The organism is Brachybacterium fresconis (genome assembly GCF_017876515.1).
GTDB lineage: Bacteria > Actinomycetota > Actinomycetes > Actinomycetales > Dermabacteraceae > Brachybacterium > Brachybacterium fresconis.
Genome location: NZ_JAGIOC010000001.1, coordinates 219,655 through 242,130, shown reverse-complemented (window position 1 = coordinate 242,130; position 22,476 = coordinate 219,655). Strand labels below are relative to the sequence as shown.

Sequence of the window (22,476 nt, the reverse complement as noted above, 5' to 3'; positions counted from 1 at the left end):
GATCCTACCCAGGATTAGTGACCCACCCAGGCTCCACCTCAAAGCGGCTCATCCCAATCGGGGGTGTAGAAGTTGGGGTCTGAAGCCGCCGGTCTCGAGCAGGCTTCGGGCGATGTAGTTGGTCAGGTTGCGGAACCCGAGTGCGGAGCCGCGCAGGTGTTCGAGCCGTCCGTTGAGCGCCTCGGTCGGCCCGTTGCTGGTGCCGGGTCGTTCGAAGTAGGCGAGCACGTCAGCGGCTCGCTTCTTCAGGGTCCGGCCCAGGGTGGTGAGCTCGGTGAGCACCTTGGGGACGCCGGCGCTGAGGTCGGTGATCAGCTTCTCCATGAGCTCGCGGCCACGTTGCCGGTCCTCGTGGCGATAGGCGGCGATCATGCGCTGGTAGACACCCCAGGTCGCCTCGACCTCGACGTGAGCGTCATCAACGAACAGCGCGCGTAGCCTGTCGCTCTGCTTGTCAGTGAGCAGGTCCGCGCCGGTGTGCAGCGTGCGCCGCGACTTGTAGAGCGGGTCGTCCCTGAACTCACGGTGCCCGTGGATCGCGAGTTGGACCCGGCGCCGGCACCTGTCGAGGGCGTCACCGGCCAAGCGCACGACGTGGAAGGGATCCATCACCGTGACCGCGTCCGGGATCTCCTCTGCAGCGGCGGTCTTGAACCCGGTGAAGCCGTCCATCGCGACCACCTCGACCGCGTCACGGAAGGCGTCGTCGCGGTCGGCGAGCCAGGTCTTGAACGCCGCCTTCGACCGGCCCTCGACCATGTCCAGCAGCCTTGCTGGGCCGGCGCCATCGCGGACCGGGGTGAGGTCGATGATCACGGTGACGTACTTGTCGCCACGCCTGGTGTGGCGCCAGACGTGCTCATCGACGCCAATGACCTTCACGCACTCGAACCGCGTGGGGTCGTTGATCAGCAGCCGCTTGCCTTCGGCCAGGACCGCGTTGTTGGCGGTGTCCCACGCGACCCCGAGTCCCTCGGCGACACGGGCGACGGTGAGGTGTGCGACCACGATCCCTTCCAGCGCCCACCGCAGCCCGGTGCGCGAGAGCTTCGCGCGTGGCTCCGCCGCGGCGCTGGTGTCTTGGCGCCACACGTGTCCGCAGTCGGCACAGCGGTAGCGGCGCACTACAACTTCCAGCACGGTCGGTCGCCAGCCCAGCGGCTCGTGGGCCAACCGCCGGATCACGGTGTCACGAGCAGCGCCTTCGCTGCCGCACCGTCGGCACCACTGATCTGGTTCCACCACGCGGCACGCGAGGACCGCACGATCCGGTTCAAGTCGTTGCCCGGTCACGCTCAGACCGAGGCCGTCGAGTCGAGCGAAGGCGGTCAGGTCAGGGCGGCCGAAGCCGGCCGGCGGGGTAGCGTCGGACACGTCGAGGTCTTTCGGATGGATGGCGTAGGAACCTCCGTCGTCGGGAGACCTCGACGTCTATCTGCGGACCGACGCGCCCGGCCGACCTACACCGTCATCTGGGAAGACCCCTGAAACGTCTTCGACGACGACGGGACCGGCTAGGAGGAGGGCGCGGTGAGCTAAAAGAATGGAGCTTGCTCGGCTTCGACGCCGCCGCAAGCTCCGGTGAAACGGTCGGTACTGGTCGGTCGTCGTCGGTCACCACCGGATGGCGGCGCCCCCACTCTCGGCGTTTGCGCAGGTCAGCGGCTCGTTCGCCCAGTGGGCGCATCAAGCGATAGACGCAAAGCCGACGTGATTAGGTCGTCGGTTCAATTCCGACAGGCGGCTCTGGCGAACAGCCCCTGACCTGCGGAAACGCAGGGCAGGGGCGGTTCGGTTCTGGTGGTCGCGCGATGCGCTGGCCTCACGGCTCTGCCCGACACCGACGTCGCTCTCCTCTGCGACGGACCCCTCGCCGGCTGAGCGCTCGCGGCCGGCATCCTGTCCGTGTGCCGATAGGCCTCGCTCCGCTCGGCAACGCGGCGTGGCGTTGTGTCGCGACCTGGACGTGCGAGGTGTCAACGGTGCGTCGGCGCAGCGATCGTTGTGTGCGCAGCGAGATGTTCCATGCCGCACGGGCGACGCGCACGAACGCAACGCCCCGGAACGCCAACGACCCGTCATCGCTGCGACGCGCAACGCGTCTCCCGTCACGGCAACGGATCGCAACCAAGACCCGCCCACGGCGCCTAGCGGGACGGAGGGCAAGTTGACACAGTTGCGCTGCCATGGAACCGCGCTGGCTCTCTCGATGACCACCGGTGAACCAGTGCCGCTCCAGGCTTGCGCCTGGTGTTGCCTGGCCCCCCTCGTGATCGGCCCGTCGGGGATCGTCAACGTGGTGCGGGTGTCGAGGCGGTCGGGTCCGACGGCTCGGCGGGGCGCGATCGTCTCGTGCGTTGGCGGACTACGGGAGCTTGGACGCGAGGACGTCGGCCGCCAGGATCTCGGGTGCTGCGCCGAGGAGGTGCCGGTTGGCCATCAGGGCTGCGACGATGGCGCCGTTGGCGTGGGCGTCGCGAGCGGCTTCGTCGGGGAATGCATCGAAGATCCAGAAGGTGTCGGCGTGGGTCCTGACCGCGAACCAGACAATCGTTCCTACTTCTTCGTTGGCGAGTGCGACAGCGCCGGCGAGCAGATCGGCGACCGCGTCGTGCTGTCCATCGGCCGCGACGATCTTGGCGACGAAGGCATACGGAAGTGATGCGGGTGTGGACATGAGGGACTCTCCTTGACGTCGGGGTTCTTCGTGGGACGAGTTCAGCGTATGACGAGCGAGGGCCGGTGGGGAGTGGCGTATACGGCAGTATTGCTATTGTTTACGTCATGCGTATCGGACTGATCGCGATCGACGGCTGCTTCGGTTCGGCTATCGCGTCGGTCATCGACATCGTGCGGGTGGCCGACGGAGCCCGCGGCGATATCGACCCGCGGATCGACCCGATCGAACTCGCCATCCTCGGACCGAAACGGCGAGTGACCACGACGGCATCGATGACCCTGTCGGTTGACCACCCGCTGTCGGAGTCCGGAGAGTTCGACGTGGTCGTCGTCCCTGCGCTTGGAACCCTCACGGCCGCCGCTACCAACGACGCCCTCCAGAGCCGAGATGCTCGTTCGGTCATCGCCTCGCTCGGGCGCCTCGACGACGCGACCACCCGTATCGCCGCGGCGTGCACCGGCGTGTTCGCCGTCGCCGAGACCGGACGGATGCATCATCGGCGGGCGACGACCAGCTGGTTCCTGGGGCCGGAGTTCCTGAAGCGCTATCCGACCGTCGCCCTCGATCTCGACACCATGGTCGTGGTCGACGGGAACCTCGTCACCGCCGGCGCCGCGTTCGCCCACATCGACCTCGCGCTCTCACTCGTGCGATCGATCAGCCCCGACCTGGCCCAACATGTCGCCAAGCTCCTCATCATCGACGAGCGTCCGTCGCAGGCGGCCTTCGTCGCCTACGAACATCTCCGGCACGAGGACCCGATCGTCGTCGAGTTCGAACGCTTCGTGCGCGCCCGCCTGGACGAACCGTTCAACGTCGCCTTCGTCGCGCAGTCGCTCGGCACCAGCCGGCGCACCCTCGAACGACGAGTCCGTGCGGCGCTCAACCTCACTCCGCTCGGCTTCGTCCAACGGCTTCGCATCGAACGAGCTCGGCACCTCTCAGCAACCACGGACCTCACCTCCGCCGAGATCGCGCTACGGGTCGGCTACGCGAACGCCGAGACTCTGCGCTCCCTCCTGCGCAGGGAGCGACGCCGTTCCTGACCTATCGCCATGCCTGTAGCCGGTGTCCTAGCGCCCGGTTGGAACCACCTCTCAGCACGTCGCGTCGACGCTCCTGCGTCGCCCCTGGACGACCCACTCGACACGCCAGCAGCACAGGCCATGTGACGTGCCCCGGCTTCCCGGCCGGTCGGGGTTGGGTGGCTGTGATGTCGCTGCGTTCTCGTCGAGGGGGTCAGCAGACCCGATCAGGGTCGATTGGGATGAGACGCGAAGGCGGTCAGGTCAGGGCGGCCGAGGCCGGCCGGCGGGGTAGCGTCGGTCACGTCGAGGTCTTTCGGATGGATGGCGTAGGAACCTCCATCGTCGGGAGACCTCGACGTCTATCTGCGGACCGACGCGCCCGGCCGACCTACACCCTCATCTGGGAAGAGCCCCGCCGGCCCTGACGGGACTCGTTCCCCGCGCTGAGCCGTCGCTACGCTCTGCCCATGCCGAACCCCAAGTGCCGCGTCCGCGATGCCACGAGCGATGATGCCGACGCACTGACCAACCTCGCGATACAGGTGCAGACGCTCCATGCCGAGGGACGCCCGGATCTCTTCCGCCCGGCCCACGAGGGAGCGCTGCGCGATTTCCTCATCGACCGCCTCGCAGCCGGCGTCACCGTCCTCATCGCGGAGGCCGATGACGGGAGGGCCCTCGGGTACCTTCTGGCGGACGCGGCGTCGCGACCGGAATCGCCCTTCCTGTGCCCCCACACGTCCCTGTACGTGCACCACATCGCCGTGGATCAGGATGCCCGCCGTCAGCACGTCGGCGCGCTCCTCATGGCGGAAATCCTCGACAGGGCACAGCAGGCATCCGCAGACACCATCCGCCTGGACTCATGGTCGCTCAACGAGGAGGCTCACCGCTTCTTCGAAGCCCAGGGATTCGCGGCGTCGCGCGTCATCTTCGAACGGCTCATCGGCACGACGGGCTGATACGTCCGCGCAAGAAGGCGACCCGGCTATGGGCGCCGCACTCGCCGAATGGACCGTGAGAGCGTTCTCGAGCACCTCGCCTCCCCCGCCGCGCCGCGTCGCGACATCCCCTCGTCGTCGGCATCTCCGGATACGCCGGCTCCGGAAAATCGACCCTGGCCCGCTGCCTGACGGATTCGCCGCCGGGCGCATGGCTCTCCCTGTCGAAACTGATGCCCTCACTGTAGAAAGTGACGCTCTCACTCGATGCACTGAGCGCGACAAGGCATCGCGCGAGGCCTCCCGGACCAGCTGTTCGCGGGATCGACGAGACCAGCGACCACGTGCGGTCGGTCCACCGCAAGAGGATCGCAGCACTGCCGAAGCCCTCGAGGGGAGAGGGCGGCAGACGAATCCTGGGTGGCGTCACCGGTCCCGGGTGCCACGGAGATCGAACGCGGCGAGTGCGGGGCGTGCTCTGCCGTGTCGATCCGGGACCAGCACGGTGGCGCACGACGTCCCGGTGGTACGTTCGCGAACGCGCGCCGCCACCCGTGCGCTCAGACCGCCGGAAGGAGCTCGTCATGAAGGTGCTCGTCATCGGAGCGACCGGGAACATCGGCCGCGTCGCAGCGTCAGCGCTCGAGGAGCAGGGGCATGAGGTCGTCCGAGCCTCCCGCTCGAGCGACCCGTCGGTGGATCTCGCCGACACCGCCTCGATCGCAGCACTGTTCGCGTCGCTCGACGCGCTGGACGCCGTGGTCGTCGCCGCCGGCGAGGTGCCCTTCAAGCCGGTCACCGAGCTCACCCGTGAGGACTACGCCGACGCCTTCGCCGTGAAGACCCTCGGGCAGCTCGACGTGGTCCGTCACGCCTTCGAGCACCTGAGGGACGGTGGCTCGGTCACGCTGACCTCCGGCGTGCTCTCCCGGGAGCCGATCGCGACCGCCTCGGCCGCCGCAGCGGCGAACGGGGCGATCGAGTCCTTCGTGACCACGGCGGCGACCGAGGCACCGCGCGGCATCCGCCTGAACGTCGTCTCCCCCGACGTGCTCGAGAACTCCCCGCACCACCACGCGACGTTCCCCGGCCACCGCCCCGTCTCCGACGCCGAGGTGGCCCGCGCCTTCGTCCGTGCGGTCGACGGGGTGGGCACAGGACGAACGATCTCCGTCTGAGAGGTCCGAGGCGCCTCGTGATGACAATGCGCTGGCTCCCCACCGTGGACGAAGCCTTCCGCCATCGGGTCCTGGGCCAGGACGACGAGGCGTGCCGCGCCTGGCTGGACTCCATCTCGGGCGTCTGCGACGACGTCGCCCGTCGCTGGGAGCTCGAGCAGGCAGGACCGCCGTCCTTCGGCGGCACCGGCATCGTCCTGCCCGTGACCGTGCGGGGGACCCGCCCGGCTGCCCTGAAGCTGCTCTCCCCGATCGCCGACGTCCACGCTGAGCACCGCGCGCTGTCCGCGCTCCATGGGCACGGCACCGTCGAGGTCCACGACGCCGATCTCGAGCGCAGCGCGCTGCTCCTGGAGTTCATGGACGGCCCGACGCTCGCCGAGGTGAGCAAGCGGATGCGCTCCCTCGAGGCTGTATCGATCGCGGGACGTGTCGCGGGCCGCATCGCGGAGGTCCCGGCTCCGCGCGATGCACCCCAGCTCGCCGAGGGGGCCGGGCCCTGGCTCGAACAGCTCGAGGAACAGCACGAGGCCGCCCACCGCCTCGGCATCGCCGTGGACGGGAGGACCTTCGCCGCCGCCGTCGGGGCCGTGGAGCGACTGGGCCGAACCCGGTCCGGGACGCTGACCCACGGCGATCTCAGCTTCGAGAACATCATGCGCCCCGGCGACGGAACCTGGATCGCCATCGATCCCCTCTTCGTCGCCGGTCCGGTCGAGCACGAGGCCCACACCGTCCTGCGGAGCCTGCTGCCGAAGATCGTGGGGGCACCGGATCCCGGTGCGGCGATGACGGAGGTCGTGCGCGCATTCTGCACTGCTGCAGACGCCGATCCGGCGCTCGCCCTCGACATCTCGTACGCACGGTTCGTCGCCTCCTTCTACTGGGAGTCGCAGCACCAGGGCGATCCGGAGAACATCGAGCGACTGCGCGAAGCGACGCGCTACGCGGGGACGCTGCATCGGAGACATCCACCGTCCGACTGATCCTCAGCGCTCCTTCAGAAGGCGCAGTCGATGCAGGTCGTGGCCTCGGGGCGGGCCGCGAGCCGCGCCGGGGAGATCGCGCCTCCGCAGCGTCGGCAGCGGCCGTCCTCACCGCGTTCCAGGCGCGCCTCCGCCTGGTCGACCCCGGCGAGCACGCCGGCCCGCGCACGCCGCAGGCCCTCCAGGCGGGACCACTGCTCCGACAGCGGCACCCCGTCGGGATCGTGCTCGTCGTCGTCCGCCGCGCCCTCACGGGTGCGACGCAGCGCCGTGAGCTCGTCCTCGATCTCCTGCAGCCGCGACTCCACCTCGCGCCGACGCGACAAGAGCTGCGCGGCACGCCCACGGGCCACGCCGGAGTTTTGCCGATCGCCGCCCATGGGTCGGTCCGGGTCTCGCATTCTCTCGATCAGCACTTCTCTTCTCGCGACCATCTCCAGGCGGATCCCATCACCGAGTATTCCGGTGGCAGTTCAGGCGTTGCCCAGTTAGCGGGAGCACGAAACGTCTGCCACTGGGGATCGAACGCACCCTCGCCTGCCGTAGACGGCTCTTCGCGGTTCGTGGTGAATGACCCTGCTGTGGAGGGTGTTCACGCTACGGTTCTCGCGGCGCTGGTCAGCAGGATACGCATCCGGTAGTTCTCCGCGTTGCGGAATCCGCGGCCGGTGCGTTTGATGTTCTTGATGCCGGTGTTCGCGGCCTCGACGCGGGCGGTGGTCGCGCCGGTGACGATGAGGACCTCGATCGCGTCCCACCAGGCCACGACGGTGTCGTAGAGCTTTGTCGCCTCGGGCATGTTCGCGATCTGGGCGAAGTAGCCCATCCGCATCCGTTCGTCCCAGGCCTGGGCGAGGGTGTCGGTGGCCAGCAGGCGGCGGAGTTGCTCCTTGATGCCCCAGGCGGCGGAGAGCTCGTCGGTGGGGTCATCGGTGCGGAACACGTCCTCGAGCCGCTCCCAGGCTCGCGGGGTGAGGGTGTCGCCGCCGCGTAGCAGCAGCATCCGGTGGGCCCAGGCCGGGTCGTCCTTGCGGCCCCGGCGACCGCGGTGGGTGCGGGCCAGGCGCTGCCTGATGGTGGTGACCATGTCGTTGCCGAGCTTTACGAGGTGGAACTTGTCGACCGAGACCGCGGCGCGGGGCAGGTAGGTCCGTAGTGCTTTGCGGAACGCGGCCGAGGGGTCGATCGCGACGATCTCGATCCGCTCCCGCCAGGCCTCGGAGCGCTGGGCGAGCCAGTCCCCGACGGTGGCGCTGTCGCGGCCGTCGACGATGCCCAGGACCTGCCCGGTGGCCAGGTCGACCAGTGTCGTCATCCACGGCTCGAACCGCCTCCAGGAGCCCTGATCGGTGCGGAACCAGCGCACTGACCGGTAGCGGTGCTCATCGATGCCCAGCCGGGTCACGCACGTCTTCTCGACGTCGGTCAGGACCACGGCAGCGGCGCTGAGGGCGGCCTGGACCAGCCACCACGAGACGCCGTGGGCCCGGGCGACCTCGGAAGCTGCCCGGCCGGAGGTGATCACGGCCGAGACGACTTGATCGCGCAGCCTGGTGGTCGAGCGGGCGTATCGGGGGATCTGCTCGGTGGCCTCAGCGAACGTGCCCCGGGCGCAGGCCGGCTCGAGACAGAACCAGCGCCGCTTGGCCCACACCACCACCGTCGCCCCGGCGACGGGAACGTCCCTGACTTGCTGCATCCGGCGGGAGTGGACCTGCGTCGCGAGCGCCCCGCAGGACGGACAGCCCGGCGGGACGGTCGAGGCGATCACCACCCGCCGGCTGCCATCGGGCAGGTCGACGGCATCGATGACGCGGTAGTTGGGCAGGTTGAAGATCGTGCTCGCAGCATCCCGCTGCGAACCAGTATTCTCGTGCACAGGCTCGTGGTCCTCTGGAATGTGGATGTCTTGACAACACCCATCACAGCAGGACCACGAGCCGTTCTACGCCAACGACGCGACGCTCCCCATCACCACGAACCGGGAAGAGCCCGATAACTTCAGGTGAGGCCGGGAAGCTACGGTATCCGCGCTCGCGGCACCAGGTGGTGAAGGTGCGGATGGCGGAGGCGTAGGAGCGGCGCGTCTCTGCGGACCTACTGGATGTCAGGAGGTTCCCGACGCTTTGGACGTCCTCGGGGCTGATCGCAGGGATATACGGGGACGTGGTTTCGAGCTCTGCACCCACGGCATCTCCCTCCGAGTCCTCGGGCCGGAGCGAGCAGAGCACGCATCCTGCCCCTCGGCCCCACACGACCCAGGCCTTCATCGATCAGTGCCGCCGGGACGTCCAAGGGGGTCCAGTTCGCCACTGAGTACCGGCCCGACGGGTGGCGCTCAGCCGACGGCGTCGTGCTCCTGCTCTGCGATCCAGTCGTTGACGCTTGAAGCACGGTACCTGACGCGCCCGCCGACCTTGAAGTTGGTGGGGCCGATCCCGAGGCTCCGCCAGTTCGCAAGTGTGCCTGCGGAGAGCCCGAGTATCTCTCCCACTTCGCGGGCGGTGAGCAGGTCGTCGATCGTCGCACCCTCGCGGGGCTGTGTCTTGCGGGGCATCATGTCCTCCGGATCTTACTGGGGCCGCGACTCGGCCCCTCGTGCTCCCATCAGTGGGCGGGGGCGAGGACTCACGGGACATGTCGCAGAGGTAACGGCGGGCACAGCAGGGATCATGGTGCTTAACGCGAAGTCCTCCTGGTGCAAGCTGCTCCGGACCCGTGCGGAGTGCCATGTGACGGGATGGAGTGATCTCCCTGTGGTCGGGCAGTTGATCTCCTCGTCAGCGGACCGTTCATCTCCCTGCTCGCGGACTGCTGATCTCCCGGCGGGTTCAGTACAGGGGGACTACGCCGACGACGATCGCGGCTTAGGCTGATGTGGACGACGAGAGGAGATGGGAGCATGTCCCGAGCCGCGACCACCAGGTTGGAACCCGGGGAACACAGCATCGACAGGGCTCAGGTATTCCCGTACCGCGACGGTTTCGCTATGCGTTGGTCGATTCGGCTTCATAGCGGACGGCTCATGCGCCCGCTCACCCAGGGGCCGGCGAAGGGCAAGGTCAGGGCTCGAGCGAGGGCGAGGGCTGCAGACCTATTGAGTGGTTCCGGCGACGGTGGATGGAAGGGCACCAGCAAGACCCTCGACTATCTGGACACGGTCACCCTCCCGGCTATTCGTGCTGAGCGTCTCGCCGACAGCACCACGAGACGTTACGAGCTGGCCTACCGGCTACTGCGCGGCGAGTGCGGAGACGAGGCATGCAAGCACGCCCATGCGTTGGCCGGTCTCTCGCTGCGAGAGGCGATGCGGCCCCGGGCCCTGACCTCGTGTCTGGAGGAGATCGGGAGACTGCACGGTGCGGTCAACGCGAAGCATGCGAAGACGGTGGCGAAGAAGTACCTGGCGGCACCGCTGCGCGTGGACGAGGTGATCGAGTACAACCCCCTCATGGATCTGGACCTCGACCTGTCCGGGGCCAAGAGGCCGGCATACTCGCGGGGCGGGCGGGCGCTGACCGCGGAGCAGTACCGCGCGGCCATCGAGTACCTACTCGCCGCCGACCCGGAGGATGTGGAAGCGCCGAAGCGCGGACGGTGGACGCGGGAGCAACGGGTGATCGAGCGGGCCGCATGCATCGACATCGTGCTCGCGCAAGCGACGACGGGGCTCCGCACCTCCGAGCTGTGCATGAGGCCCACGGAGGACTGCCACGTGGACGCCTCCGGCACCTTCATCGTCGAACTGCCCCCGGATGCCACGAAGACGCGTACGGGCCGTCCAGTACCTGTCCTTGCTCCCGCGGTCAGTAAGCGTCTCGCGACGCGGCTGGATTCTGGGAGTCCGTGGCTCTTCCCTTCGCCGACTGACCAAGCGAAGGTCTGGGACCCCCGCAACCGTGATCGGAAGCTCGCGGCGCTCTACCGGGAGCTCGCCGAGCAGCTCCACATCGAGATGTTCGAGTACGAGCGGGGGCACTCCTGGCGCACCACGAACAACACGCTGCTGTACGACGTGCTTCCCGAGGCGACCCGCACCCGGCTCTTCGGCCACACGGCGGCGGTCAACCGGCAGCGGTACACGGCCGTGACGAGCACCGAGGCTGTGGTCTCTGCGGCGGCCGGAATCTTCGAGAAGTGACCGCTAAGGTGACCGCAAGGGGCGGGATTTGGCGGTCACATCCGGGAGTCTCCGTGAAGTCTCCGAGCGCACACAACCGTCAACTGCCTGCACGTTCTCCGCACTACCAGGACATCAAACCTTGATTGGCGCAGAGTCATGGGGTCGCAGGTTCAAATCCTGTCAGCCCGACCGAGACGAAGCACCCCCCCACCTGGAGCACCAGGCGGGAGGGTGCTTCGCGTTCCCCGTCCTCCGGGTCGGCGCGAGTCAGGCCTTGGCGGGCCCCACCCAGATCTGCTGGGCGTTGGTGAACTCCCGGATGCCGTGCGGCCCCAGCTCCCGGCCGTAGCCGGAGCGCTTGATCCCGCCCGAGGGCAACCGCGGATCCGACTTCACGATCCCGTTGACCGAGACCTGTCCCGCTTCGATGCGTCGGGCCATCTCCACCCCGCGCTCGGTGTCCGTCCAGATCGCGGCGCCGAGACCGTAGGGGGTGTCGTTGGCCAGCGCCAGGGCGTGCTCCGCGTCCTCCGCCACCATCACCACGGCGATCGGCCCGAAGGTCTCCTCGGTGCAGGCGGCCATCCCCGGCTCCACGCCGGTCAGCAGGGTCACCGGATAGAAGAGGCCCTCGCCCTGAGGCATCTCGCCTCCCAGCACGCAGGTGGCCCCGGCCTCGACGCTCGAGGTGACCTGCCGGTGGAGGCTCTCGCGCAGCTCCTCGCGGGCGATCGGCCCCACCTTCGTGGCCGGATCGCGGGGATCGCCGACCACCAGGTCCCGCAGCTGCGCGGCCAGCAGCTCCACGAACGTATCGTGCACGGAGCGCTCCACGATCACCCGCTTCGCGGCGATGCAGGACTGGCCGGCGTTGATGATCCGCGACAGGGCCGAGACCTCCGCGGCCTTGGGCAGATCGGCATCGGCCAGCACGATGCAGGGGTCGGAGCCGCCGAGCTCGAGCACCGCGGGCTTGATCTCGCTGCCCGCGATCGCGGCGACCTGGGCCCCGGCCCGGTCGGAGCCGGTGAAGGAGACCGCCCGGATCCGGGGATCGCGGATCGCCTGCTCGACGTCCTCGGTCCGGGCCAGCAGGGTCTGGAACACTCCCTCGGGGGCGCCGACGGCCCGGAACACCTCCTCGAGCGCGGCGGCGCAGCCCGGCACGTGGGGGTCGTGCTTCATGACGCAGGTGTTCCCGGCCATGAGCGCCGGGGCGCAGAAGCGGAACGCGACCCAGAACGGGGCGTTCCAGGGCAGGATCCCGAGCACCGGGCCCAGGGGAAGGTACTGGACGTAGGAGGAGGTCGCGTCGGAGTCGAGATGCTCGTCGGCCAGGTACGCGGGGGCGTGCTCGGCGTAGTGCTCGGCGGCCCAGGCGGCCTTGCCCACCTCCCCCCGCGCCTCGCCGATGGGTTTGCCCATCTCCTCGGTCATCAGCGGCGCCAGCTCCTCGGTGTGCTCGCGCATATAGGTGGCGACGCGACGCAGCACCTCGGCGCGCTCGGCGAGGGTGTGCTCCTTCCAGGAGGTGTAGGCGACCTCGGCGCGGTCGATGATCTCGGTGATCTCCGCGGGCGTCGCGGCGGGCACCTCGCGCACGACGGCGCCGGTGGTGGGGTCGATGGCGGTCAGCATGGTCATGAGGCCGCTCCTCTCAGAAGCCGTGCGGGACGGCGGCGGGGGTCGGGAACGAACGGGCGGAGCTCTCGTGGACGGTGAAGTCCTCGGGCAACGTGAAGAACGACTTACAGCCGTCCTCGGTGATGCGGACGGTGTCCGAGATGCCGACGGTCTTGTTGCCGTCCACACCCCACATCCACGGGAGGACATGGAGGGTCATGCCCTCCTGGAGCGGACGGTCGTCCCCGTCCATCAGGGAGAGGATGTAGCCCTCGTCCCAGGAGGGTGGGAACGCGATGCCGATCGAGTAGCCCGCGCGGGTCACCAGCTGGGCGCCCACGTCGTTGCTCTCGATCATCGACCGGGCGAGCCGGTCGACCTCGGCGACGGTCACCCCCGGTTTCATGAGGCTGCGCAGCTCCGCCAGCGTGTGCTTCATCAGCTCCTGCGCGGAGTACATCGAGTCCGAGAGCGCCCCGTTGACCGCGGTGCGCATCAGGGCGGTGTGGTACCTGCGGTAGCACCCGCCCACCTCGAGATACACGTGCTCTCCGGGACGGATCATGCGGCCCTCCCAGGTGGAATGGCCGATCATCGAGCGAGGACCGGAGGCGACATACGGCAGCACCGCCGGGAACTCCCCGCCGGAGCGGAACATCGCGGCGGTGATGGCGGCGGCCACCTCGTTCTCGGTGGCCCCGGCCACCGCCGCCTGCAGCCCCGTGGCCATCCCGGCCTCACCGGCGTACGCCGCGAGCTGCATCACGTCGATCTCGGCGGGCGATTTGCGGATCCGCCCCTCCTCGACGATGCCGAAGCAGTCCACCAGGCCTTCGCCGAAGGCGTCGTGGAAGCGATCCTGCTGATAGGCGGGGAAGTAGTAGCTGTTGCGCTCATAGCCCACCCGGGAGTCGCTGAGCCGCAGATCCCGCAGGGTGCTGACCAGCTCGAGGATCGCGTCCCCGGTATCCGGATAGGGCCGGGAGTGCTCCACCCAGGTCCGCGCGATCACGTTGGACTCCTCGAGCGCACGGGTGATCATCACCGCGTCCGCCTCCAGCGGCACGATCAGGGCCTGGAAGAAGGAGTACCCGGTGGTCTGGTGGTCCGTGAGGTACATCAGGTTCTCGGGATCGGTGATGATCACGGCGTCCAGCTCGCGCTGGACCATGCGCTCCCGCAGCTCCCGCACACGACGTTCGTACTCCTCGGGCTCGAACGTCATATCGGACCGGCGGCGCATCAGAGAGCCCTCGTGGCCGCGTCGATGGCCTGCTCGAGCAGGTCCAGTCCCTCGGTGAGATCGCCCTCGGGGATGGTCAGCGGCGGGATCAGCTTGATCACCCGCCCCCCGCTCCCGCAGGGGCCGATCAGCAGCCCGGCGTCGAAGGCCTCCTTCTGGACGCGCTTGGCGAAGGCCCCGTCGCCCGTGTCCAGGGCCTGGATCATGCCGCGGCCGCGGACCTCCCAGCCCCGATCGGGGTTCGCCTCCACGATCTTCACCAGACGCTCACGCAGCCGCTCGCCCTTGGCCCGGACGTCGTCGAGGAAGGAGTCATCGGTGAAATAGTCCAGCGCCACGACACCGGCGACGAAGGACAGGCCCGGTCCGCGGAAGGTGCCGGTGTGCGCGCCGGGCGACCAGTGATCGTCGATCTCGGGCTTGTTGAGGTTCATGGCGATCGGGGTGCCGAAGCCGCCCAGGCCCTTGGCCAGCGTGATGATGTCCGGGTCCAGACCCATCCCGTCGAAGGAGAAGTAGCTGCCGGTGCGGCCGATGCCGGCCTGGATGTCGTCGAAGATCACCAGGGCTCCGACCTCGCGGGCGAGGTCCTGGACCTCGTGCAGCCATTCCTTGCTGGCGACGTTGACGCCGCCCTCGGCCTGGATCGGCTCGATCAGGAACGCCGCCGGGGCCAGCAGCCCGCTCGAGGGGTCCGCCAGCGCCTCCCGGTACTCCGCCAGCGCCGTGTCCCCGCCCGGAGCGGTCTCGAACGGCAGCCGGTGGATGTTCTCCAGCGGCACCCCGGACCACTGCCGGAAGGCGTCGTTGGCGGTGGCCGCGAGCGAACCCAGCGTCATGCCGTGGAACCCGTGGCTGAAGGCCACGATCTGTCGCCGGCCGGTGGCCTTGCGTGCGAGCTTCATCGCCGCCTCGACCGCGTTGGACCCCGTCGGGCCCATGAACTGCATCCGGTGATCCATGCCGCGCGGGGCCAGGACCACCTCGTGGAAGCGGGAGACGAAGTCCCGCTTGGTGGTGGTGTAGGTGTCCAGGCTGTGCGTGATGCCGTCGGCCTGGATGAAGTCGATCAGGGCCTCCTTCATCCGGGGGTTGTTGTGCCCGAAGTTCAGCACGCCGGCGCCGGCGAAGAAGTCGATGAACGAGCGGCCGTCCTCATCGACCTGCCGCGCGTTGGAGGCCGAGGCGAACACCGTGGGGTAGTTGCGGCAGTAGCCGCGGATCTCGGATTCGTGTGCTTCGAAAACAGTGGTGTCCATGGGAGACCTCTCTACGGTGGAAGGCGACCCGATCTCCATGCCCGGCCCTCATAGCGAAGATCGCCTCGTCTGGCAAGAGTGAGCCGTTATGCCGACTTTCACCTTCCGTGTCGCACTCCGTCAAGATCCCCATCGCCGGGAGGTCTGGACACGTGTCCCGATGCAGGTCACGTATCCGACCGATCGGTAGGTCACCGCTCTGTGCAGCCTCTGGACGGCCTGCCCGCACGCCCGTGCGAGCGCGGGCCGGAGACGCCTCCCCCCGCGCGGACGACGCTCAGATCGGGCCATCGGACTCCCCCGGCTGCGCGGCCCAGTCCACCCCGGCGACCGAGATCTCCGCGGCCATGTCCTGAAGGAAGCCGATGACGACATCGCGCTGCGCCGGACTCAGCCGGCGGACGGCGAGCACGCGGCGCGCCTGCTGCGCGCCGACGGTGCGCATCGCCGCCTCGCGCGTGACGGGCTCGATGTCGATCACGAGGGCGCGGCGGTCCGAGGGGTGCCGACGGCGCCGGATGTGCCCGGCCCGTTCGAGGCGGTCCAGGAGCTTGGTGGTCGAGGCGGTGGAGATCTCCAGCGCCTGCGAGATCGCGCTGGGGGTGGCGAGGGCCCCGGTGCTCTCGCAGGCGATGAGGAAGTGCAGGGCCCGCATGTCGGTCTCCCCGAGATCCATGTACCGCAGCGAGGCGCCGGCGAGCTCCTTCTCCGCCGTGCGCAGCTGCCCCAGGGCGGCCATCAGGGCGTCGATCTGGAGGAGGTCCCGCTCCGAGAGACCCGTCCGGTCCACCAGGACGGCCTCGGGGTCACTCGCGGCGAGGCTGTACACCGCCGGCAGCGAGGGGGGCTCCGCGGGCTGCTCCTGCTCCTGGTGGCTCATGGGAGCGATGATAGCCGCCCGGAAGCATCACACCGTCCATATATCTCGCCAAGCTAGCAATGTATGGCAGACTGTCCGCGACGCACCCCTCGCCCGAAGGATCCCTCCATGACCGACCACGCAGGGTCATCCGGCCCCACCCATCGCCGGCCCGTGCCCCGCGTGCCGCGGGCTCTGCGCATCATCCTGCCCGCGCTGCTGATCCTGATCTGGCTGGGTGCCGCCGGCATCGGCGGGCCGTACTTCGGGCGGGTCGACGAGGTCTCCTCCAACGACCGCACCGCCTACCTGCCGGACTCGGCCGAGGCGACGGAGGTCCAGGCGCTGGCCGAGGAGTTCACGGGCTCCGAGGCGATCCCCGCGATCATCGTGGTCACCTCCGAGAGCGAGCTCTCCGACGAGGACGTCACGGCGCTCACCGACGCCGCCGAGGAGCTCTCCGCGCTCGAGGCGGTGATCGAGGAGGTCTCCCCGCCGATCGTCTCCGAGGACTCCCGGGCGGCCCAGGTGTTCGTCCCGATCGACGCCGACGCCGACATCGGCGCCGTCGTGGAGCAGCTCGAGCAGGAGCTGGCCACCGACCTGCCGGAGGGCCTGACCTCGTCCGTGACCGGACCCGCCGGGTTCTCGGCCGACCTCGCCGCGGCCTTCGCCGGGATCGACTTCCTGCTGCTGGGGGTGGCGCTGGCCGCCGTGCTGGTCATCCTGATCATCGTCTACCGCTCCCTGCTGCTGCCGCTGATGGTGCTGTCCACCTCCCTGTTCGCCCTGTGTGCGGCGCTGCTGGTGATCTGGCACCTCGCCAGCGCCGGGATCCTGCTGCTGAGCGGGCAGACCCAGGGAATCCTGTTCATCCTGGTCATCGGCGCGGCCACCGACTACTCGTTGCTGTACGTCGCCCGCTACCGCGACGAGCTGCGTCACCGGGAGAGCACGTGGGCCGCCACCGTCTCCGCCCTGCGCGGCACCGTCGAGCCGGTGCTGGCCTCCGGAGGGACGGTGATCGCGGGCCTGCTGTGCCTGCTGCTGTCCGAGCTGAAGTCCAACAGCACCCTCGGGCCGGTCGCGGCCATCGGGATCGCCTTCGCGATGCTCGCGGCGCTGACGTTCCTGCCCGCCCTGCTGTACGCCGCGGGTCGCGCCGCCTTCTGGCCGCGCCGCCCGCGGTACGACCCCGCACCGGCCGCCGAGGACGCCTCCGGGACGGACGGCGGCGGGTGGGGCAGGGTCGCCGCAGCGGTCTCCCGTCGTCCGCGACCGCTGTGGATCCTCACCGCGCTGGTGCTCGCGGCCGGCTGCGTCGGTGCCCTCTCGCTGGACGCCGACGGGGTCCCGCAGTCGGATCTGGTGCTCGGCTCCTCCTCCGCCCGTGCCGGGCAGGAGGCGCTCGGCGAGCACTTCCCGGCCGGAGCCGGCAGCCCCGTGCAGGTCATCGTCGATCAGGAGGACCTCCAGGCCACGGCCGACGTGCTGCTGGCCGAGGACGGCATCGCCTCCGTCTCCGTGGTCGCGGCGGACTCCCCCAGCGGCTCCGCCCCGGTGACCGCCGACGGCATCGGCGCGCAGGGCCCGCCGGGGACGCCCGCCGCGGACCCGACCGTCGTCGAGGGGAGGGTCCTGGTCCAGGGGACCCTCACCGATGCGCCCGATTCGGCCGCGGCCGAACGGACGGTCCGCGACCTGCGCGCGGCTCTGGACCAGGAGGGGTTCGAGGAGATCGTGGGCGGAGTGACCGCCACCTCGATCGACACCAACGATGCCTCCGTCCACGACCGCACGCTGATCATCCCCGTGGTGCTGGCGGTGATCCTCGTGATCCTCATGCTGCTGCTGCGCTCGCTGCTCGCCCCTGTGCTGCTGGTGGCGACCACCGTGCTGTCCTTCGGCACCGCGCTCGGGGTCGCGGCGCTGGTCTTCGAGCACGTCCTGGACTTCCCCGGGGCCGATCCGGCGGTGCCGCTGTACGGATTCGTCTTCCTGGTCGCGCTCGGGATCGACTACAACATCTTCCTCATGACCCGGGTGCGCGAGGAATCTCGGCGGCACGGGACCCGAGCGGGCGTCGTGCGCGGGCTGGCCGTCACGGGCGGGGTGATCACCTCCGCCGGACTGGTGCTGGCCGCCACCTTCGCCGCGCTGGCGGTGATCCCCATCCTGTTCCTCGCCCAGATCGCGTTCATCGTCGCCTTCGGAGTGCTGCTGGACACCTTCGTGGTGCGCACCCTGCTGGTCCCGGCGCTCGCTCTCGATGTCGGCAAGGCCATCTGGTGGCCCTCCCGACTGTGGCGCACAGGCTCGCCGTGAGGGTGCCGACGTGATGTGCGCCCTCCGCCCGGCCCCGGTATGCGGGCAGATCGGTGCCCGCGCCCCGGAGGCTCCTAGAATCCCGGCATGAGCAGTCCGAGCCCCACCGGTACCCCCGCCCCCGCCGTCGAGTACGTCCTCACCTTCGTGTGCGAGGACCGCCCCGGGATCGTCCACGCGGTCACCGGCGCGATCGTCGAGGTGGGCGGGAACATCACGGAGTCGCGCCAGTTCGAGAGCGGCAGCACCCACCGCTTCTACATGCGTCTGCAGCTGACCACCGGCGCCTCGACGCAGGAGATCGCCGCGGCCCTCGCGCCGGTCATCGAGCGCTTCGGCATCGAGCACCGGCTGGATGTGGTGGGACGCCCCGTCCGCACCCTCGTGCTCGGCTCCACCGCCAAGCACTGCCTGAACGACCTGCTGTTCCAGGTCGACGCGGGCCACCTCCCCATCGAGGTGCCGCTGATCCTGGCCAATCATCCCACCCTCGAGCCCCTGGCGAGATTCCACGAGATCCCCTTCGAGCACCTGTCCACCCAGGGCGACGGGGCCAAGGCGGCCTTCGAGGATCGGGTGCGCACGGCGATCGACGAGCACGACATCGAGCTCGTGGTCCTGGCGCGGTACATGCAGATCCTCTCCCCCGAGCTGTGCGCGGAGCTGTCCGGGCGCTGCATCAACATCCACCACTCGTTCCTGCCGGGCTTCAAGGGCGCCAATCCCTATCGCCAGGCACATGCCCGCGGCGTCAAGCAGATCGGGGCCACCGCGCACTTCGTCACCAGCGATCTCGACGAGGGCCCGATCATCGAGCAGGACGTGATCCGGGTGGACCACACCCGCTCCCCGCAGGAGCTGATGGCGATCGGCCAGGACGCCGAGGTGCGCACGCTGCGCCAGGCGGTCGCCTGGTTCGCGCAGTCGCGGGTGCTGCTGGACGGGGCTCGCACCGTCATCTTCCGCTGACCGCGCTCCGTCTCCGCGGTCTCCGCCCGCTCAGACCAGAGCGAGCTCCCACGCCGTGCGCACCGCCGAGGCCCGGTCGCCGACCCCGAGCTTGTCGTAGATGTGCATCAGGTGCGTCTTCACCGTGGCCTCGCCGATCCCGAGCCGGGAGGCGACCGCACGGTTCGTGCAGCCGTCGGCCACCAGGCGCAGCACCTCGGCCTCCCGCGCGCTGAGGACGATGCGTCCGGCGCGGCTCCCGGTCAGAGCCGCGAGCGCTGCGGGCGCCAGCACCGCACGGCCTGCGGCGAGATCGTGCACGGCCCGGACCACCTCCTGGCGGGGCGTGTCCTTGAGCAGGTAGCCGTCGGCCCCCGCCTCGAGCGCACCGTGGATGTCACGGTCGGTGTCGTACGTGGTCAGCACCAGGATCCGTGGGGTCGTGCGCCCGTGCAGGCGCAGGGTCCGGATCGCCTCGATCCCGCTGGTCCCCGGCATCCGCAGATCCATCAGCACCACGTCCGGGCCGGCCGAATCGCTCACCGTGATCGCCTCGGCGCCGTCCCCGGCGGTGCCGACCACCTCGATGTCCTCCTCGGACCCGAGCATCGCGACCAGTCCGTCGCGCACCACCGGATGATCATCGACCACCACCACCCGCACCGGGCTCATCGCGGCACCCTCGCCGTCACCGTGGTGCCCCGGCCGACGGCCGAGGTGACGTCGAGATCCCCGCCGACCCGGCGGGTGCGCTCGGCCATGTTGGCCAGGCCGTGGCCGCGTTCGACGGCGTCCAGATCGACGCCGCGGCCGTCGTCGGCGATGCGCAGGAGGACCATGCGCTCCTCGACGGAGAGGGTCGCCGTGACCGTCCGCGCCCCGGCGTGACGGGCCACGTTCGCCAGCGCCTCCTGGGCGACGCGCACCAGCACGTCCCCGTGGCGCGCCTCCCGCGGCGCGTCGTCGGCATCGAGGGTCGCGACCACGCGGTGGGTCCGGGCCCAGCGGGCCACCAGCGCGGACAGCGCCTCGACGAGGTCGGCGTCGTGCAGCTGGTGGGGCCCGAGCGCCTCGACCGCCCGTCGGGCCTCGAGCAGACAGTCGCGGGCGGCCTCCTCGGCGATCTCGAGGCGCTGCCGCGAGGGCGCATCGTCCACGGGCCCGACCGCCTCCAGCTGGCGGATGACCCCGACCAGGCCCTGGGCGACGGTGTCGTGGATCTCCCGCGAGAGCCGGTCCCGCTCCTCGCCGGCCCCGGCCCGGCGCGCTCCGGCCATCAGCTGCTCGTGCAGACGGAAGTTCTCCCGGTGGACCCGGTCGTTCTCGGCCAGCGCCTGCTCGCGCTCGTCCAGGATCCGCTCCCGCTCCCCCGCCAGGTGCATCATCCCCAGAGCGATCAGCAGGTTCACCGCGGCCAGCCCCACGAAGAACCACGTCTCCGCGGCCACGACCCCGATCCCGCCCACCTGCCCGACGGCGCTCAGCAGCGCCGTCGCCACGACCACGGCGCGGGCGCGACCCCCGCTGAGGAAGCGTCCCGAATCGAGATAGCCGACGAAGGCGTAGATGCAGCTCATCGGGTTCAGCAGGATCGCGACGGCGACCAGGACCAGGTGGAGGGCGTAGAGCAGCTCCAGCGGGCGCGATCCCGGCCCGCCGGCTCGCCGGGTCCTCTCCAGCGCTGCCCGGAGCGCAAGGAGCAGCAGCGTCGGTCCCAGCGCCCACAGGATGAGGTCGCCGGTCATCCAGGTGCGCGAGGCGATCCACCCCACGGACCAGGACACCAGCAGCAGCACCGGGGGCATCCACACCTCGAGCTTCTCGCCCAGCGGGCCCTGCTCCGGGGCGGGGCGCACGGACGACGCACCGGTCCCGGGCCCGAGATCGGGCTCGGGGCCCGGTCCGGGGCCGGTCCGCGGGACCGCCGGGGCAGGGAGCATGGCCATGGACCCAGTGTTCCCCGTCCCGGTCGAACCCACCAGGGCCCGGGCATCCTCTGATCGGTGGATCCCCCGGCGACCGATCGGGCGAGGCGGGCCGGGCTCCCGCGCCCCTAGCGTCGAGGACATGTCACAGCCCCTCGCCCCCAGCACGTCGACGACGTCCCCTCCGTCCGCCGCCCCGGCCCGCCTGCACCACCTCGACGCGCTGCGCGGCGGGGCGCTCCTGCTCGGCGTGCTGCTGCACGCCCTGATGCCCTTCTTCCCCGGCGATGTCTGGCTCATCGACGACACGCACGACTCCCCGGATGCGGCCGCCGCGGTGGGGGTGATCCACCTCTTCCGCATGAACCTGTTCATGATGCTGGCCGGCTACTTCGGGCACATGGTGCTGCACCGGCGCGGGGCCGGCGCCTACGTGCGGGACCGCCTGAAGCGGATCGGTCTGCCGCTGGTCGTCTTCCTGCCGGGATTGTTCCTGCTGGTGATCGGCGCAGCGGTGCTGAACACCGTCGTCCGTGACCTGGGGCCCTTCACTCCCCCGCCGCCTGCGCCCGGGGCACCGACAGGAATCCTCGCCCTGCCGACGCTGCACCTGTGGTTCCTGCTGCTGCTGCTCGAGATCGTGCTCGTGGTGGTCCTCGTGCGCGCCGTGCTCGTGCGCCTCCTGGGACCGGCCCGGGCGGAGCGGGCCTCCCGCCGCATCGCCTCGGCGCTGGCCTCCCCGTTCGGCCTCGTGCTGGTCGCAGCGCCGTACGCCGTGGCCCTGGTGGTCCAGGGCGGGAACGTCGCGTCCATCACCGAACCCACGACACTCATGCCGGTCGCGGGCGCGAGCATCGCCTACTCCGGCGCCTTCCTGGCCGGCTGGTTCCTGCGCGCGCACCCCGAGGCGCTGGGCCGGGTGGAGCGGCAGTGGATCCCGCAGCTGGTGACCGCCGTCGTCCTCAGCCCGCTCGCCCTGCTGGCACCGTCGTCCACGCCGCCGGTCCTGGTGGCGATCGTCGCGGCGCTCGCCGGATGGGCCTGGGTCTACGGGCTGCTCGGGCTCATGGGCCGACTCGTGAATCAGGAGATCCGCTGGGTGCGGTACCTGGCCGATTCCTCCTACTGGGTCTATCTCATCCATTTCCCGCTGCTGCTGCTGGTGGAAGTGCCCCTGGCGGATCTCGGCGCGCCGATCCTGGTCAAGCTCGCCGTCGCGCTCACGCTCGTGATGGCGGTGCTGCTGGTGAGCTACGACCTCCTGGTGCGCTCCACCTGGCTCGGGAAGTGGCTGAACGGGCACCGCCGGCCCCGGGCGCTGCGGCGGCGCCGGGCCGCGGCGTGAGAGCCCGTCGTGC

Annotated in this window: 19 protein-coding genes; 8 read left to right on the top strand and 11 right to left on the bottom strand. The window is 69.9% G+C overall.

The window, feature by feature from the left end:
- Positions 1–48 precede the first annotated feature (48 nt).
- Positions 49–1,374: an ISL3-like element ISPfr2 family transposase gene (locus JOF44_RS01040; protein WP_209886287.1), complete on the bottom strand. Its 1,326-nt coding sequence runs from the start codon at positions 1,372–1,374 to the stop codon at positions 49–51.
- Positions 1,375–2,365: 991 nt separating this feature from the next.
- Complete coding sequence (locus JOF44_RS01035) at positions 2,366–2,677, bottom strand: putative quinol monooxygenase (RefSeq protein ID WP_209886284.1); 312 nt, start codon at positions 2,675–2,677, stop codon at positions 2,366–2,368.
- A gap of 107 nt (positions 2,678–2,784) precedes the next feature.
- Here JOF44_RS01035 and JOF44_RS01030 point away from each other — a divergent pair, with 107 nt between their 5' ends.
- The 4 genes from JOF44_RS01030 to JOF44_RS01015 all read left to right on the top strand — a co-directional run bounded on the left by JOF44_RS01030 (position 2,785) and on the right by JOF44_RS01015 (position 6,813).
- Positions 2,785–3,726 carry a GlxA family transcriptional regulator gene (locus tag JOF44_RS01030; RefSeq protein WP_209886281.1) on the top strand — a complete coding sequence of 314 codons (942 nt, stop codon included), beginning with the start codon at positions 2,785–2,787 and terminating at the stop codon, positions 3,724–3,726.
- 449 nt (positions 3,727–4,175) lie between these two features.
- Complete coding sequence (locus JOF44_RS01025; RefSeq protein WP_209886278.1) at positions 4,176–4,670, top strand: GNAT family N-acetyltransferase; 495 nt, start codon at positions 4,176–4,178, stop codon at positions 4,668–4,670.
- A gap of 563 nt (positions 4,671–5,233) precedes the next feature.
- Positions 5,234–5,827: a short chain dehydrogenase gene (locus tag JOF44_RS01020; protein WP_209886275.1), complete on the top strand. Its 594-nt coding sequence runs from the start codon at positions 5,234–5,236 to the stop codon at positions 5,825–5,827.
- Between the two features lie 20 nt (positions 5,828–5,847).
- The gene (locus tag JOF44_RS01015; protein WP_209886272.1) at positions 5,848–6,813 is read left to right on the top strand and encodes an aminoglycoside phosphotransferase family protein; all 966 of its coding nucleotides are present in this window, start codon (positions 5,848–5,850) and stop codon (positions 6,811–6,813) included.
- A 14-nt stretch (positions 6,814–6,827) separates the two neighbouring features.
- Here the strand turns inward: JOF44_RS01015 and JOF44_RS01010 are convergent, their stop codons facing one another.
- The 3 genes from JOF44_RS01010 to JOF44_RS01000 all read right to left on the bottom strand — a co-directional run bounded on the left by JOF44_RS01010 (position 6,828) and on the right by JOF44_RS01000 (position 9,370).
- Positions 6,828–7,166, bottom strand: a complete 339-nt coding sequence (locus JOF44_RS01010; RefSeq protein ID WP_209886269.1) for a TraR/DksA family transcriptional regulator — start codon at positions 7,164–7,166, stop codon at positions 6,828–6,830.
- A gap of 239 nt (positions 7,167–7,405) precedes the next feature.
- Complete coding sequence (locus JOF44_RS01005; RefSeq protein ID WP_209886266.1) at positions 7,406–8,692, bottom strand: ISL3 family transposase; 1,287 nt, start codon at positions 8,690–8,692, stop codon at positions 7,406–7,408.
- A gap of 459 nt (positions 8,693–9,151) precedes the next feature.
- On the bottom strand, positions 9,152–9,370 hold the full coding sequence (locus tag JOF44_RS01000) for a helix-turn-helix transcriptional regulator (RefSeq protein WP_245348803.1): 219 nt from the start codon (positions 9,368–9,370) through the stop codon (positions 9,152–9,154).
- Between the two features lie 468 nt (positions 9,371–9,838).
- Here JOF44_RS01000 and JOF44_RS00995 point away from each other — a divergent pair, with 468 nt between their 5' ends.
- The gene (locus JOF44_RS00995) at positions 9,839–10,954 is read left to right on the top strand and encodes a site-specific integrase (RefSeq protein WP_209886260.1); all 1,116 of its coding nucleotides are present in this window, start codon (positions 9,839–9,841) and stop codon (positions 10,952–10,954) included.
- 249 nt (positions 10,955–11,203) lie between these two features.
- Here the strand turns inward: JOF44_RS00995 and JOF44_RS00990 are convergent, their stop codons facing one another.
- From JOF44_RS00990 to JOF44_RS00975, 4 genes are all read right to left on the bottom strand, one after another.
- On the bottom strand, positions 11,204–12,580 hold the full coding sequence (locus JOF44_RS00990) for an NAD-dependent succinate-semialdehyde dehydrogenase (RefSeq protein WP_209886257.1): 1,377 nt from the start codon (positions 12,578–12,580) through the stop codon (positions 11,204–11,206).
- Positions 12,581–12,593: 13 nt separating this feature from the next.
- Positions 12,594–13,802, bottom strand: coding sequence for an ectoine hydrolase (gene doeA, locus JOF44_RS00985; RefSeq protein WP_209886254.1), 1,209 nt, complete (start codon positions 13,800–13,802; stop codon positions 12,594–12,596).
- The gene (locus tag JOF44_RS00980) at positions 13,802–15,061 is read right to left on the bottom strand and encodes an aspartate aminotransferase family protein (protein WP_209886251.1); all 1,260 of its coding nucleotides are present in this window, start codon (positions 15,059–15,061) and stop codon (positions 13,802–13,804) included. The genes doeA and JOF44_RS00980 overlap by 1 nt, the downstream gene beginning before the upstream one ends.
- A 277-nt stretch (positions 15,062–15,338) precedes the next feature.
- Complete coding sequence (locus JOF44_RS00975; RefSeq protein WP_209886249.1) at positions 15,339–15,941, bottom strand: MarR family transcriptional regulator; 603 nt, start codon at positions 15,939–15,941, stop codon at positions 15,339–15,341.
- A 108-nt stretch (positions 15,942–16,049) separates the two neighbouring features.
- On the opposite strand from JOF44_RS00975, the gene JOF44_RS00970 reads away from it, so the two are divergent.
- Together JOF44_RS00970 and JOF44_RS00965 are read left to right on the top strand one after the other, a co-directional pair.
- Complete coding sequence (locus JOF44_RS00970) at positions 16,050–18,245, top strand: MMPL family transporter (RefSeq protein WP_209886247.1); 2,196 nt, start codon at positions 16,050–16,052, stop codon at positions 18,243–18,245.
- An 87-nt stretch (positions 18,246–18,332) separates the two neighbouring features.
- On the top strand, positions 18,333–19,214 hold the full coding sequence (locus JOF44_RS00965; RefSeq protein WP_209886245.1) for a formyltetrahydrofolate deformylase: 882 nt from the start codon (positions 18,333–18,335) through the stop codon (positions 19,212–19,214).
- A 30-nt stretch (positions 19,215–19,244) separates the two neighbouring features.
- On the opposite strand, the gene JOF44_RS00960 is transcribed toward JOF44_RS00965, so the two are convergent.
- Positions 19,245–19,865: a response regulator gene (locus JOF44_RS00960; protein WP_209886242.1), complete on the bottom strand. Its 621-nt coding sequence runs from the start codon at positions 19,863–19,865 to the stop codon at positions 19,245–19,247.
- Positions 19,862–21,139, bottom strand: coding sequence for a sensor histidine kinase (locus JOF44_RS00955; protein ID WP_209886239.1), 1,278 nt, complete (start codon positions 21,137–21,139; stop codon positions 19,862–19,864). The genes JOF44_RS00960 and JOF44_RS00955 overlap by 4 nt, the downstream gene beginning before the upstream one ends.
- A gap of 121 nt (positions 21,140–21,260) precedes the next feature.
- Here JOF44_RS00955 and JOF44_RS00950 point away from each other — a divergent pair, with 121 nt between their 5' ends.
- Positions 21,261–22,463: an acyltransferase family protein gene (locus JOF44_RS00950; protein WP_209886237.1), complete on the top strand. Its 1,203-nt coding sequence runs from the start codon at positions 21,261–21,263 to the stop codon at positions 22,461–22,463.
- Positions 22,464–22,476 lie beyond the last annotated feature (13 nt).

Coding starts and splice junctions, on each gene's coding strand:
- JOF44_RS00975 (WP_209886249.1), bottom strand. CDS start 15,941: ATGAGCCACCAGGAGCAGGAGCAGCCCGCGGAGCCCCCCTCGCTGCCG.
- JOF44_RS01025 (WP_209886278.1), top strand. CDS start 4,176: ATGCCGAACCCCAAGTGCCGCGTCCGCGATGCCACGAGCGATGATGCC.
- JOF44_RS01035 (WP_209886284.1), bottom strand. CDS start 2,677: ATGTCCACACCCGCATCACTTCCGTATGCCTTCGTCGCCAAGATCGTC.
- JOF44_RS00955 (WP_209886239.1), bottom strand. CDS start 21,139: ATGGCCATGCTCCCTGCCCCGGCGGTCCCGCGGACCGGCCCCGGACCG.
- JOF44_RS00990 (WP_209886257.1), bottom strand. CDS start 12,580: ATGACCATGCTGACCGCCATCGACCCCACCACCGGCGCCGTCGTGCGC.
- JOF44_RS00980 (WP_209886251.1), bottom strand. CDS start 15,061: ATGGACACCACTGTTTTCGAAGCACACGAATCCGAGATCCGCGGCTAC.
- JOF44_RS00960 (WP_209886242.1), bottom strand. CDS start 19,865: ATGAGCCCGGTGCGGGTGGTGGTGGTCGATGATCATCCGGTGGTGCGC.
- JOF44_RS00950 (WP_209886237.1), top strand. CDS start 21,261: ATGTCACAGCCCCTCGCCCCCAGCACGTCGACGACGTCCCCTCCGTCC.
- doeA (WP_209886254.1), bottom strand. CDS start 13,802: ATGCGCCGCCGGTCCGATATGACGTTCGAGCCCGAGGAGTACGAACGT.
- JOF44_RS00970 (WP_209886247.1), top strand. CDS start 16,050: ATGACCGACCACGCAGGGTCATCCGGCCCCACCCATCGCCGGCCCGTG.
- JOF44_RS01000 (WP_245348803.1), bottom strand. CDS start 9,370: ATGCCCCGCAAGACACAGCCCCGCGAGGGTGCGACGATCGACGACCTG.
- JOF44_RS00995 (WP_209886260.1), top strand. CDS start 9,839: ATGCGCCCGCTCACCCAGGGGCCGGCGAAGGGCAAGGTCAGGGCTCGA.
- JOF44_RS01030 (WP_209886281.1), top strand. CDS start 2,785: ATGCGTATCGGACTGATCGCGATCGACGGCTGCTTCGGTTCGGCTATC.
- JOF44_RS01020 (WP_209886275.1), top strand. CDS start 5,234: ATGAAGGTGCTCGTCATCGGAGCGACCGGGAACATCGGCCGCGTCGCA.
- JOF44_RS01015 (WP_209886272.1), top strand. CDS start 5,848: ATGACAATGCGCTGGCTCCCCACCGTGGACGAAGCCTTCCGCCATCGG.
- JOF44_RS00965 (WP_209886245.1), top strand. CDS start 18,333: ATGAGCAGTCCGAGCCCCACCGGTACCCCCGCCCCCGCCGTCGAGTAC.